The following is a 12,561-nucleotide window of genomic DNA, read 5'->3' on the forward strand; positions in this document are numbered from 1 at the left end:
ACTTTTTTTAAGTTATATTATTTACACTTAGGGGCCCCGTCCCTACCTTATTCAAATAAGGGACTTACGGCTTTTTCGTTGTGTATTCGATCGATTGCTTCTACTAGTAAAGGCGCTACTGATATAATCTTTATTTTATCGATGACCTTTTCATTTGGTAACTCGATTGTATTTGTTACTACTAATTCTTTAATTGGTGAGGAAGCAATTTTCTCAATTGCGTTCGCTGTTAGAACAGGATGAGTACAGCAAGCATAAATCGTTTTTGCCCCATTTTCTTCTAAAGCCTTAGCCGCCCCTGTAATTGTTGTACCAGTATCAATTAAATCATCAATTATAATTGCATTTTTTCCTTCTACATTACCTACAACATTTATAGTTTCGACAGCATTTTCCTCCAGTTTTCTTTTATCGATAAGGGCAAGAGGAACATGAAACAGGTTTGCCATTTTTCTTGCTCTAGTAATGCTGCCATTATGTGCTGCCACAATGACAATATCCTCTAATCCCTTTTCCTGGAAATAACGTGTAAGGATGGGTACACCAATAAGATGTTCCACAGGTATATCAAAAAAACCTTGAAGCTGAGGAGTATGGAGATCCATAGTAAGAACTCGATTGGCACCAGCTGCTTCTAATAGGTTTGCCACTAGCTTTGCAGTGATTGGTTCCCGTGAACGTGCCTTTCGGTCTTGTCTACCATAACCGTAGTAGGGAATAACCACATTGATAACACCTGCAGAAGCTCTTTTCAAGGCATCAATCATAATCAAGAGCTCCAAGATATTATCATTTACTGGATAGGAGGTTGATTGAACGACAAATACCTCACTGCCTCTAACACTTTCTTCTATATAGATTTGAATCTCTCCATCACTAAAGTGATTGACAGTGCACTTTCCTAAGTCACAGCCTAAAAGCGCTGCCATTTCTGTTGCCAGCTTTCGATTTGAATTCAATGTAAACATTTTAAATCTATTATTTAGTTGATACTTCACTATAGGTCCCCCACACATTAAAAATTTCTACCATACCTTTTTCTAGACTTTGCTAATTCATCTTATTTTACTATATTAAGCGCTACCATGGTAGTTTAAATAAAAAATGAGGCATTACATATGGAAATATTACATAAGTGATGCCTCATACTAATAAAAATCGTTACTTCTTACAAAATATGGTTTGCCGTCCATCATGTTGATTTTCCTCATAGAATAGAACGTGCCAATCTCTAAATTCAGTCAATAACTCTCCCGGTTGTAATTTGTACTGATTGGATACTCCCTCATGCTCATTTGCAGATGATAGAAAAAAGGTTTCCATGAAGAAATAACCATTGTCTTTTATGAGTGACTTAATTAAAGGAAATAGTGCACGATCGAGATAATAAGCTATGACAACCAAATCAAAAGAATTCTTTTTCCAATCAAGGTTGGTCATTTCCGTAAGATCGCAAAGACGTGGTTGGATGGAGAGCTTTTCCTTTGCTGCTAATTGCTGAAGATAGTTGACAGCCACATCAGATAGATCAATCGCATCCACTTTATAGTTTAATTGTGCTAAGAATTGACTATTTCCGCCAAGGCCGCAAGCAAGGTCCAAAGCCGCTCCCCCCGTTAAATATGGTGCCAAGTTTTCTAATCTTGTATTCGGTACTGGTTCAATCAGATCGTTTAACCGTTCTATATATTTGCTATTCCATTTCACTCTAGCTTCCATTTTGTGTTTATCTCCTAATTAGTGGCTTCATCTATTACAGGTTTACCAGTTTCGAGTAATACTTTGTTACGAGATAAGAAAAAAGTTAGAATTAACATGAGTAGCCCTGTTCCAATCAGCAGCCATTCAATTTCAATCACATCTGCCAATGGACCAAAAATCAGCATTCCTAAGGGCATCATTGAGCTGGATATCATTCCAAAAACACCAAAAATTCTCCCTAGATAATTTTCATCCACTTTCTCTTGTAATAACACCATCGTTGGGGTATTAAAAATTGGCATTGCTACCCCAAATACACCCATTAGAAATAAATAAATCCAAAAGACAGGAATAATACCTAACGCAACGGTACAAGCTCCCATTAAAATACTTGCTAATGTCATTGTATGAATTTTGTTTTGGAAGCCTCCCCATGAAGCGATTATTCCACCTCCGGTCATCATTCCAATCGAAAAGGCAAGCTCGATAGCGGTTAAACGCCAAATATCATCACCAAAGCTGCGTGTAACTTGGAGTGGTGTCAAAAATGCCGCAGGTGCCATCAATACAAAAAATAAGGCAAAAAACAAAAAGAATGTCTTTAGAAAATCGTGATCTTTAATGTATGTTAAGCCATGTTTAAAGTCATTGAGATAGCTTGTCTTTTGTTGTTCAGATGCTTTCTCATGCACCGAAATTTTTAGAAATCCTAGTAAGGTTATGATGGCAATCGCTGCAGTAATTACATCAATAAAGAAAATCATTTCAATAGAAGTGACTGACAACAAACCCGCACTAACCATCGGTGCCACGAACATAATGACTGCTTGCAGACTTCCGTTTGTTCCGTTCACTTTTGTCAGTTTATCCTTAGGTACAATTTGTGGCAAGATGGCACCGACCGCTGGGGTTTGAATACCTGTGCCAATTGCACGAATGGCTGCCATAAGGAAGAGCAACCAAATCGCTTCATATCCCATTAAAAAGACAATAGCGAGTATCAAAGTTGAAATCGCAATCAGTCCATCTGATAAGATAATTAGGATTTTTCGGTTGTACCGATCCGCCCAAACCCCTGCAAATGGCGATAGTATAAAAGTAGGGATAAAACCAGCAATGATATACAAGGTCATCATGACACCTGACTCTGTTGTTAGCGTTATATGCCACATCATCGCATATTGAACTAAAGCCGAACCAAATAAGGATATCGACTGACTACTTAAAAATAGAATAATATTCTTTTTCCAGTTACTCATTAAATCATTTGTTGCTGTATTCATTTATTCATTACCTTCACTTTCCTAGCTTGCCTAGTCTTTTTATAAACTTAAACATCTATAACATTCTACTAAAAAATACCCACTAGACCAAATAACTTATACCTTTGATAAAAAAATAAGTATTTATATGCAGTTCAGTCAAGAATAATGGTATAAGTTTTAGGAGTGGATACTTTGGAATATACTTGGCTTTCCGTTTTACCCTTTCTTATTGTCATTTCTATGTCTATCTGGTTAAAAAATATCTTACCTGGTCTTGTCGTTGGACTAATTGTCGGGTCATGGATTGTTACTTCCAATTTATTAACAGGTACAAGTCAATCGGTTACCTATATCGTGACCACATTGTCTGATGAGACAAATATTAAAATCATTGCCTTTCTTTATTTTTTTGGCGGTCTAGTAGGGATGATGAATATATCCGGCGGTATAAAAGGTTTTTCGGAATGGGTCGGGAGGAAGATTAAGACCGAGCGCGGATTGCTTGGACTTATTTGGCTTACCCTCCCCTTTACGTTCATGATGCCGATGTTTCGGATTATGATGATTGGACCTGTCGTCAAATCGCTTGCTAAAAAAATGAACGTTTCTAAGAAAAAAGTTGGACTGACCATGGATATTTCGACGGAATCGGTCATTGTCCTTTTACCAGTTGCCACCGCCTTTGTCGGTTTCATGGTTTCCTTAGTGGAAGGCAGCACTAGAGATCTTAATTTAGCTATGTCACCTTATCAAATTTTCCTGCTTAGTATTTTGTTCAATTTTTATGCCATCGTGATGTTAGTAATTGGAATGGTCCAAACCCTTTGGTCTAAATCCAAGGATAAGAACGTAAAAGGTGACCAAGAACAAATGGAAGAAGAAGAGCATGAATTTCACAGGGCTGGGATTAAAAAAGAATTGTCCTTGGTAAAAGCACAACCTTGGAACTTAATTGTCCCTGTCTTTTTATTGCTTGGCTTGTCCTTATTTTTGTTATGGCGGGACGGGTCAGCAAAGGGAGCCCAAACCATTTTTGATGCTTTTTCGATTGCCGACGCCACCTTTGTCATGCTCCTAGCTGTTTTTATCACCATAATCCTTTCCTTTATTTTTTATATTATAAGAAGGCAGTCCTTAAACGAAATTTTGTACCACTTTTATGATGGCGGGAATCAAATGATGGAGGCCATCAGTCTTCTTATTCTCATTTGGTCACTGACGTTATCTGCAGAGGAACTTGGATTTTCCGCCTTTATTAGTTCGACACTAGGATCCTTCCTCCCTGCTTTTTTGACTCCGGCTACGATATTTTTGCTTGGTTCACTGGTAGGCTACTTTATTGGTTCTTCGTGGGGTACATGGGGATTATTTATGCCATTAGGCGTTTCTTTGGCTGTCTCCACTGGTGCATCGATCCCGTTAACGGTAGGTGCGGTCTTTGCCAGCGGTGCCTTTGGTGCGTTGGCCTCCCCATTAGGTGATACGACTATCACCACTGCATCAATTATGGATTTGCCCATTGTCGAGTATGCCCGCTACAAATTAAAAATCTCTGTCATAGGTGGAGCAATTGCTATTGTTTTCTATCTTGTTAGTGCTTTCTTTATTGTTTGAATATCTAAAAAAATAATGAAGACCCCAATCATGGGGTCTTTCGTCTATATCAAGACCCAGTGGGAACTATTCCTTTTCTACACTCATAAAATATGGTGGATATTTAGCGACTTGAAACGGAGATGAACGCAAGATGACCATCCGAAAAGCGACACGTGATGAAACACAAAGAATATTAAATTATCATATGGCAGTTATGAAAGAAGCAACCATGGGTTATGTTAAACCAAGTCAGGAGAAAGTAGCTGAATTAATGGCACCATTTTTTAATGGTGGAGGCTATTACCTTGTTCGTTCAAAAAACAATATTATTCATGGGTGGGTTGGCATCGTCAGAATGATTGATCAAAATACTGATGAATGGGTCGGTTTTATCAATGAAATGTATGTACTTCCGTATTTTCGGAATCAGGGTATAGCAGAAAAATTATGTAAGGCTGCATTCAATCAATTGAAAATAGAAGGATTTAATAAAGTGCACTTGAATGTATATGCAGGAAACCCCGCAAAACGACTTTATCAAAAATTAGGCTTTCAAGATGTTTCCACTTTGATGGCGAAGAACCTGGATCTTGGATAATTACTTAAATGATAACGACGCTGTTTTAAAAATTATATAAGAATAATAATGCATCTATTGTGAGTAATAGAAATGTAATCCAAATGTTAAGCAGTTACAGTTAAATTACAGTATGATTAAAACGGCCAGAAACAGTTAACAATCTCCCGAAAGTTATAGACGAATAGAAATATGGTGTGATAGTCTATAACAATTATTAGGAGGTTGAACATGAAAACTCGAACGGCTTACTATGATAATGCAAAATTCCTTCTTGTTTTTTTCGTTGTATTTGGTCACTTTATCCAATCATATATTCACGAAGATCACTTAATCCATACTTTATATACGACAATATATACGTTCCATATGCCTGCTTTTATCCTAATTTCAGGTTTTTTTGCGAAAGGCTTCCAAAAACAAGGTTATATAAAAAAGGTCGCAAAAAAATTAATCATCCCTTATTTAATTTTTCAAGGGATATACTCTATATATTACTTCTTTATTAACAAACAAACAGCAGTTGCATTAGACCCATTAAATCCACAGTGGTCCTTATGGTTTTTAATCAGCTTATTTTGCTGGAATGTCATGCTTTTCCTGTTTACAAAATGGAAAGCAAGCTTTGCCCTATTTTTAGCGATAGCATTAGGAATAGCTGTTGGTTATTTTGATGAAATTAATAACTATTTAAGCTTGTCACGAACCTTTGTATTTTTCCCATTCTTCCTACTCGGATATTACTTTAAAAAGGATTACTTTGAAAAATTTAGTAATAATAAATACAGATATCTCTCCTTAATCATTTTAGGTACAATCTTTGTGGCATTTTATTTGCTGCCAGGTTTTGACTATAAATGGTTGTTCGGTTCCAAGCCGTATGATGCACTTAGCTACTCACATCTAAATGGAGGAATCATCCGTTTAGGTGTTTATTTCCTAACGTTACTGGCTACTCTCAGCATCTTGGCATTGGTCCCTAGACAAAGATATTTCTTTACAAAATGGGGCACGAGTTCGATTTATGTCTACCTTTTACATGGTTTTTTCATCAAATATTTTAGAAACAGTGAATTAGAGGGCATTTTAAATCATTCCGAACAAATATTTATATTCACGTTCATATCGATTTTGTTAATTGCACTCCTTTCTAGTAAAATGGTAAGAAAGATTTCTCAGCCCTTTATTGAGTTAAAATCTTCATTATTTAAAAAATATTCAACGGACTGACGTTAACGTCCATAAATACTGCTTTGATACTTGCCGGGAGAACTTTACTTATGAAAAATAAAATCATTATATTTTGTTTTATACTAATGCTAATTGGTACTTACACTTATATTCAAGGTTCCTCGGCAAGTTCAAAGGAGATTAACCTCGTCGCTTTGGGTGATTCGATTACACATGGTTCTGGGGATCCTTCAAGGCAGGGATATATAGAAATAGTGAGGGGTAAACTTGAAGAAAAAAAGGGTATTCCTGTCCAAGTGAGCAACTATGCCATACCGAAATATACATCGGATGATATTTTAGAACAGCTTCAGGACGAAGAAATTCTGGAGCAACTAAATAAAGCTACTTATATGGTACTTTACATCGGTACAAACGATTTTCGCAAAAGTACGGATCATAAATTTAATCCTCTTAATAAAAAAATGCTTATTACAGAGAGATTAACCTTCTCTAATAATATGCATAAAGTTCTAAAAATCATGAAAAGAGAAAATCCTACTGCACCGATTTTCGTCTTAGGATTATTCCATCCCTATGTTGAATTTCAGAACCAACAAGAAATTCTCTCCTTAATCGAGCAGTGGAATAGCGAAATAATTGATATTATTAATAATTTTGAACGGACTCTCTATGTCCCCACACTGGATTTATTTAAAGACAAACCAAAAAAGCTGTATTTTAGTGATTCGCTTCATCCAAATCCTGCTGGTTATCAACTGATTGCCGATCGACTTTTTAGCCATTTAGAATCGACGATTTCGGAATGATTATTTGGATTAAAAAAACATGTTATACTTATGATTACCTGTGTTTATTGTAGAAGATTGATCAGCATGATTAGGGGTGTTTTTTTATGAATTTTAAGGCAGTTATTTTAGACATTGATGGAACCCTTGTTCCACACAAAAAGACGATTAGCCAGGCTACATTGGATGCCATACACCAATTAAAAGAAAAAAACTTGAAAGTGGTCATTGCTACAGGAAGAGCTCCCTATTTTTCAACATCCATTATCCAGGAAACTGGTGTGGACTCCATGGTCTTTTTTAATGGCGCCTATGTTTATCATGAGGGAAAAGAAATATACAAGAATGTTTTTGAAAAAAGTGTTTTAAAGAAAATAAATGAATTGTCTCATCAGTCAAAACATCCGCTTACCTTTTTAGGCGGTAAAAGCTTTAAGGCAACAGATTTGACTCACCCATTCGTCGTGGAAGCATTTAGGCATGAAACGTGGAGGCCAGAACTTGCACCTAGTCAGTTTTGGCAAGATCAGGATATTTATCAATTGTTCCTTCATTGTGATTTAGAAGAGGAGTTGCGCTATCAAACAGATATTCCTGAATTAGACTTCAGGAGGTGGAGTTCTGGAGCAAGAACCTGCGATGTGAATGTAACCAATTCACATAAAGCAGTCGGCCTAACAAAATTGTTAGAAAACCTCGGGATTGCGCCTGACGAGGCCGTTGCATTTGGAGATGGTTTAAATGATATTGAGATGCTCACAATGGCAGGAATGGGCGTGGCCATGGGCGGTGCCCGACAGGAAGTCAAACAGGCTGCCGATATGGTCACCCTCTCCGCCGAAGAAGACGGTGTCCTCCATGGTTTAAAGCGTCTCGGTTTAATCTAATAAGGATATTTAATGAGCATCCAGTGTCAGAAAACTGACACTGGATTTTCTTTACTACTATCGAATAAGTTCTCAGAAAGAAATAAGAACCTACAGGATTTCTATTAAGCTATCAATCACTTGATCAATTTCTGCTTTCGTCGTAAACCGGCCTAAGCTAAACCGAATGGCACCCATCCCTACTTCCTCAGGAACTTGCATCTCTTTTAATACAGGTGATAATTCAATCCTTCCTGCATGACAGGCTGATCCAGTAGAAGCAGCTAAATTAGGGATTCTATCTAGCAAACTCTGTCCAATCTTATTAACAAAGCATACATTCAAGGTATTCGGCAACCGTTCTTCAGGATGACCATTTAGTACAATCTCGTCTCCGAAAGCCTCCTTTAACTGTCCCCAGAAATAATCGGTCAACTCCTTTATTTTACTATTTTCCACATGATTTCTAGCGATTTCACATGCCTTCCCTAATCCCACTGCTAATAGAGTATTCTCCGTCCCCGCCCGAAGTCCAAATTCATGTCCTGCCCCATGGATAAGTGGTTCAAGTTCAATCCCTTCTTTAACATACAATACGCCAATTCCTTTAGGTGCATAAAGCTTATGTCCAGCGATTGTGAGCATACCTACTTTTAACTCATTAACATCAATAGGTACTTTTCCAACGGATTGTGAAGCGTCTGTATGAAAAGCAATTCCATACCTTTCAGCCATTCTCCCGATCTCTTTTATTGGTTGTAACGTCCCTACTTCATTATTCGAGTGCATAATAGAAATGAGAATCGTATCTTTTGTAATTGCCTTTTCTATTTCTTCCAGTAATACTCTCCCAAAGCGATCAACACCTACATATGTAACCCTTGCACCTGCTTCTTCTAGAAATTTACACGGATTGATAATTGCTGGATGTTCCACCTTGGAGGTAATGATATGATTACCTTTCTTTCTATTTTTATAAAAATACCCTTTTAGTGCAAGGTTATTTGCCTCACTTCCCCCGCTTGTAAAAATAATTTCTCTCGGAGAACAGCCAATTAATGCTGCAGTCTGCTCTCTAGCCTTGTGTAACAATTCCTTTACTGGTTTACCTGCCCAATGTAACGCTGATGGATTACCGTAAAAATCATTTAATAACGGTTGCATCGATGCTACTACCTCTGGAGCTAAAGGTGTACTGGCATTGTAATCAAGGTATATTTTTTGCAAGATCCTTCCCCACTCTCCAATTATTTTAAAAATAACTCTAATCCAACTAATATATATTTTCTGTTAAAAAACTGGAAAACCCATCTAATTGGAATATTAGTAATAAAATTGCCATAATTATCATATTAATTGTTGCTTGACCATCAGGTCGAAATTCGAATAATAGGACTACACCAATTCTACCAAAATTTCCTTTCAACAGGTAATTTAAGAATTTACTAATCTATTATACAAGCTGCTATGGAGAAAATATACATTATGTAATTTTAGGGGAGGAATTTAGTATGAATAAAAATAAAAAGATGATCTTAGCTTATGAAGCAATGGGGATTCCCTTAATCCGACTTCCAAACTTTTCAAAATTAATGAAGAAGGAAAATAGAAATGCGGCGTAACAAAAGGATTCTACTAGTCTCCCATTGTATCTTGAACCAGAACACGGTCATTGAAACCGAGGCAAGGGCTGAAGGAGCAATCCTTTCAGCCACAGAATGGGCAATAAAAGAGGGATTTGGCATTGTCCAATTACCCTGCCCCGAATTTACTTATCTCGGGTTGAATCGGCCATCGATGACATATGAACAATACAATACGCCTGAGTATAGGAAACATTGTCGGGAAATCCTGGCTCCAGTCCTTAGTCAAGCCAAGGAGTACCTGAAAAACGAGTATGAAATGGCAGGACTCCTTGGTATCCAAAGCAGCCCTTCCTGCGACCCGACCAGAGGAATATTTATAGAAGAACTCTCTGCATTGTTTGTTGAAAATGGAATCAATTTGAAAACACTTTGGTATTTACCCAATAGTAATAATCCTACTTTTAATAGTGAAGAGCATAATTTGAAATGAAATTTCTATAAAGCCTGCTAATTTCCTAGCAGGTTTTTAATTTTTTCATTAGTTACTTTTATGAATTTTGGATGTATGAGTTAATGGTTTAAATTTATAGAGGGATGGGTTTACCATGAACATTGATATAATAAATAGTGGGTTTCAAAATTGAAGTGTGTAATGAGATAAGCTAGTAACGCTTGGGTCTCATAAATCTCTTTGTAATAGAAATCATTGTAATGTAGGTTACCGAAGAAACAACCTGGTCTTGTTGGCAGAATATTTTGGGGAGCTGACTTTTTCTTAAGTACTTTTATACATAAGTTATTTAGATCTATCAGATTGTCTTTTGTTACTTCTTGCGTAAAACAGGGTTCATCTTCCCCGTTATGGAGTGTTTCAACAAACCAATGGTGGATTTGGTTAGCCTTTCTCCAGTAAGCAACTTCTTCAAGGATACTGTCCCAAGATCGTCCATATTCCTCAAAGTGCTTAACGTATGGTTTTAATTTTTGATACGTTTCATTCTGTTCTGTTTCATGTTGATGTAAATAGGCATTTGCTATATGGACTTCTTCATAGTCCATTCCTTCAATCTTCGGTAAAGATATTAAATACATATCAAGTCCCATAATCTATCTCCTTTTATATTTTTTAGTTGATCATAATCTAGCAAATCAACCAATATCATCCTAGCACAATCATGTTTTATTATTGAGATCAATATGTGTACAAATATTGAATTTTTTGAAATTACTGGAGATTATTCAAACTAGCTATAGTCTAAATGTTAACAAAATATTCATACTCTTCTCTGTGTGTTTTCTATAAAATTAACTTGTAATTGTCTGAATGGAGAAAGGAAGTGGAATATGGCTTTTAAATCCCGAACTGAATCGCTAGAATTACGAATTCTAAGAATTTTAAACACACGAATGGAACTATCGGAGGAATGCCGGAAGAATTATTCTTACCTTGAAAAGGGATATGCAGGTGAAGTTCAATTTGATTTATTGACAGAGGAGCTTGAAAGTACTTGCTTAATTTTGAACGATTTACTGCTCGAGATTAACGGCACAAAGTTCCAAATCGACACCTTGATTATTTTTCAAGAAACAATTTACCAATTTGAGGTGAAAAATTATGAAGGTGATTATTGTTATGATGAGGAAAGTTTCCAAACTTTTTCAGGACAGGAAAGGAAAAATCCATTTGACCAATTAAAACGAAGCAAATCCTTGCTTCGCCAGCTAAACCAGACTATTGGATATAACTTACCCATTGAAGGATACGTTGTTTTCATAAACCCCGAGTTTGCCTTATTTCAGACCCCAAAAAACCTGCCGATAATTTTTCCAGGTCAACTTAATCGATTTATGAAGAAATTAAACAAAAAGCAGACAAAACTGAATAGTTGGCACACAAAGCTAGCGGAAAGGTTGGTTTCATTACATATTGTTGAATCCCCCTATGGGAGATTACCCCCTTATGAGTATGACAAAATTAAAAAAGGGGGTAATTGCAAAAAATGTAGTTCCTTTGCGTTGTCAGTACATGGTAAAAAATTGATTTGTAATGATTGTGGGTGTGAAGAATCTATTGAATCAGCTGTTCTGCGCAGTGTTAATGAAATTAAGCTACTTTTTCCAGATCGAAAAATTACAACAAAAGAAGTACATGAATGGTGTCAGGTGGTTGAGTCTAAAAAAAGAATTGCACGGATACTTGAGAGAAATTTTAAGATTAAGGGGTTTGGTCAATGGGCTTTTTATGAGTAAGGCCACAATGGCATTTGTTACTCACATTATCCTCTGTCAGATCAAGCTACTAGTCTTAATTACGCATATTAAAGACATTCCTCTTGGTTTCTTGTTGGATTTTGTCCTTAAGACAGCTCCTTAAAGACATTAAACAGGCTTCCCTGTTGAGTTTTGTCTTTAAGAGAGCTTATTAAAGACATTCCTCCGGCTTCCCTGTTGGGTTTTGTCTTTAAGAGAACTTATTAAAGACATTACACAGGCTTCACTGTTGAGTTTTGTCTTCAAGAGAGCTTATTAAAGACATTACACAGGCTTCCCTGTTGAGTTTTGTCTTTAAGAGAGCTTATTAAAGACATTCCTCCGGCTTCCCTGTTGGGTTTTGTCTTTAAGAGAGCTTATTAAAGACATTACACAGGCTTCACTGTTGAGTTTTGTCTTCAAGAGAGCTTATTAAAGACATTACACAGGCTTCCTTGTTGGGTTTTGTCTTTAAGAGAACTTATTAAAGACATTACACAGGCTTCACTGTTGAGTTTTGTCTTCAAGAGAGCTTATTAAAGACATTACACAGGCTTCCCTGTTGAGTTTTGTCTTTAAGAGAGCTTATTAAAGACATTCCTCCGGCTTCCCTGTTGGGTTTTGTCTTTAAGAGAGCTTATTAAAGACATTACACAGGCTTCACTGTTGAGTTTTGTCTTCAAGAGAGCTTATTAAAGACATTACACAGGCTTCCTTGTTGGGTTTTGTCCTTAAGAGAGC

At 36.6% G+C, this 12,561-nt stretch carries 12 protein-coding genes; 7 read left to right on the forward strand and 5 right to left on the reverse strand.

The window, feature by feature from the left end; all coding sequences use genetic code 11:
* Positions 1–47: 47 nt before the first annotated feature.
* From NSS81_RS00795 to NSS81_RS00805, 3 genes are all read right to left on the reverse strand, one after another.
* The gene (locus tag NSS81_RS00795; RefSeq protein ID WP_342431683.1) at positions 48–1,016 is read right to left on the reverse strand and encodes a ribose-phosphate diphosphokinase; all 969 of its coding nucleotides are present in this window, start codon (positions 1,014–1,016) and stop codon (positions 48–50) included.
* Between the two features lie 145 nt (positions 1,017–1,161).
* On the reverse strand, positions 1,162–1,719 hold the full coding sequence (locus NSS81_RS00800) for a class I SAM-dependent methyltransferase (protein WP_342431684.1): 558 nt from the start codon (positions 1,717–1,719) through the stop codon (positions 1,162–1,164).
* A gap of 14 nt (positions 1,720–1,733) precedes the next feature.
* Entirely contained in the window at positions 1,734–2,984 is a 1,251-nt protein-coding gene (locus tag NSS81_RS00805; RefSeq protein WP_342431685.1) for an MFS transporter, read from the reverse strand.
* A 174-nt stretch (positions 2,985–3,158) separates the two neighbouring features.
* Here NSS81_RS00805 and NSS81_RS00810 point away from each other — a divergent pair, with 174 nt between their 5' ends.
* From NSS81_RS00810 to NSS81_RS00830, 5 genes are all read left to right on the forward strand, one after another.
* The gene (locus tag NSS81_RS00810) at positions 3,159–4,580 is read left to right on the forward strand and encodes a Na+/H+ antiporter NhaC family protein (RefSeq protein WP_342431686.1); all 1,422 of its coding nucleotides are present in this window, start codon (positions 3,159–3,161) and stop codon (positions 4,578–4,580) included.
* Positions 4,581–4,713: 133 nt separating this feature from the next.
* Complete coding sequence (locus NSS81_RS00815; RefSeq protein WP_342431687.1) at positions 4,714–5,160, forward strand: GNAT family N-acetyltransferase; 447 nt, start codon at positions 4,714–4,716, stop codon at positions 5,158–5,160.
* A 210-nt stretch (positions 5,161–5,370) separates the two neighbouring features.
* Positions 5,371–6,369 (forward strand): acyltransferase family protein, encoded by a 999-nt coding sequence (locus NSS81_RS00820; protein WP_342431688.1) that lies wholly within the window; start codon positions 5,371–5,373, stop codon positions 6,367–6,369.
* 50 nt (positions 6,370–6,419) lie between these two features.
* Positions 6,420–7,139 (forward strand): GDSL-type esterase/lipase family protein, encoded by a 720-nt coding sequence (locus NSS81_RS00825; protein WP_342431689.1) that lies wholly within the window; start codon positions 6,420–6,422, stop codon positions 7,137–7,139.
* 86 nt (positions 7,140–7,225) lie between these two features.
* The gene (locus NSS81_RS00830; protein ID WP_342431690.1) at positions 7,226–8,005 is read left to right on the forward strand and encodes a Cof-type HAD-IIB family hydrolase; all 780 of its coding nucleotides are present in this window, start codon (positions 7,226–7,228) and stop codon (positions 8,003–8,005) included.
* A 90-nt stretch (positions 8,006–8,095) separates the two neighbouring features.
* Here NSS81_RS00830 and NSS81_RS00835 read toward each other — a convergent pair whose 3' ends face one another.
* Positions 8,096–9,211, reverse strand: coding sequence for a cysteine desulfurase family protein (locus NSS81_RS00835; RefSeq protein ID WP_342431691.1), 1,116 nt, complete (start codon positions 9,209–9,211; stop codon positions 8,096–8,098).
* 384 nt (positions 9,212–9,595) lie between these two features.
* Between NSS81_RS00835 and NSS81_RS00840 the strand changes: the two genes are divergently transcribed.
* Positions 9,596–10,060 (forward strand): CD3072 family TudS-related putative desulfidase, encoded by a 465-nt coding sequence (locus NSS81_RS00840; protein ID WP_342431692.1) that lies wholly within the window; start codon positions 9,596–9,598, stop codon positions 10,058–10,060.
* Positions 10,061–10,170: 110 nt separating this feature from the next.
* Here NSS81_RS00840 and NSS81_RS00845 read toward each other — a convergent pair whose 3' ends face one another.
* Complete coding sequence (locus NSS81_RS00845) at positions 10,171–10,674, reverse strand: hypothetical protein (RefSeq protein WP_342431693.1); 504 nt, start codon at positions 10,672–10,674, stop codon at positions 10,171–10,173.
* Positions 10,675–10,914: 240 nt separating this feature from the next.
* Here NSS81_RS00845 and NSS81_RS00850 point away from each other — a divergent pair, with 240 nt between their 5' ends.
* Complete coding sequence (locus NSS81_RS00850) at positions 10,915–11,820, forward strand: nuclease-related domain-containing protein (RefSeq protein ID WP_342431694.1); 906 nt, start codon at positions 10,915–10,917, stop codon at positions 11,818–11,820.
* Positions 11,821–12,561: the final 741 nt, after the last annotated feature.

It is taken from the genome of Neobacillus sp. FSL H8-0543, assembly GCF_038592905.1.
GTDB lineage: Bacteria > Bacillota > Bacilli > Bacillales > Cytobacillaceae > Neobacillus.

Coding starts and splice junctions, on each gene's coding strand:
- NSS81_RS00795 (WP_342431683.1), bottom strand. CDS start 1,016: ATGTGTGGGGGACCTATAGTGAAGTATCAACTAAATAATAGATTTAAA.
- NSS81_RS00800 (WP_342431684.1), bottom strand. CDS start 1,719: ATGGAAGCTAGAGTGAAATGGAATAGCAAATATATAGAACGGTTAAAC.
- NSS81_RS00805 (WP_342431685.1), bottom strand. CDS start 2,984: ATGAATACAGCAACAAATGATTTAATGAGTAACTGGAAAAAGAATATT.
- NSS81_RS00815 (WP_342431687.1), top strand. CDS start 4,714: ATGACCATCCGAAAAGCGACACGTGATGAAACACAAAGAATATTAAAT.
- NSS81_RS00820 (WP_342431688.1), top strand. CDS start 5,371: ATGAAAACTCGAACGGCTTACTATGATAATGCAAAATTCCTTCTTGTT.
- NSS81_RS00825 (WP_342431689.1), top strand. CDS start 6,420: ATGAAAAATAAAATCATTATATTTTGTTTTATACTAATGCTAATTGGT.
- NSS81_RS00830 (WP_342431690.1), top strand. CDS start 7,226: ATGAATTTTAAGGCAGTTATTTTAGACATTGATGGAACCCTTGTTCCA.
- NSS81_RS00840 (WP_342431692.1), top strand. CDS start 9,596: ATGCGGCGTAACAAAAGGATTCTACTAGTCTCCCATTGTATCTTGAAC.
- NSS81_RS00845 (WP_342431693.1), bottom strand. CDS start 10,674: ATGGGACTTGATATGTATTTAATATCTTTACCGAAGATTGAAGGAATG.
- NSS81_RS00850 (WP_342431694.1), top strand. CDS start 10,915: ATGGCTTTTAAATCCCGAACTGAATCGCTAGAATTACGAATTCTAAGA.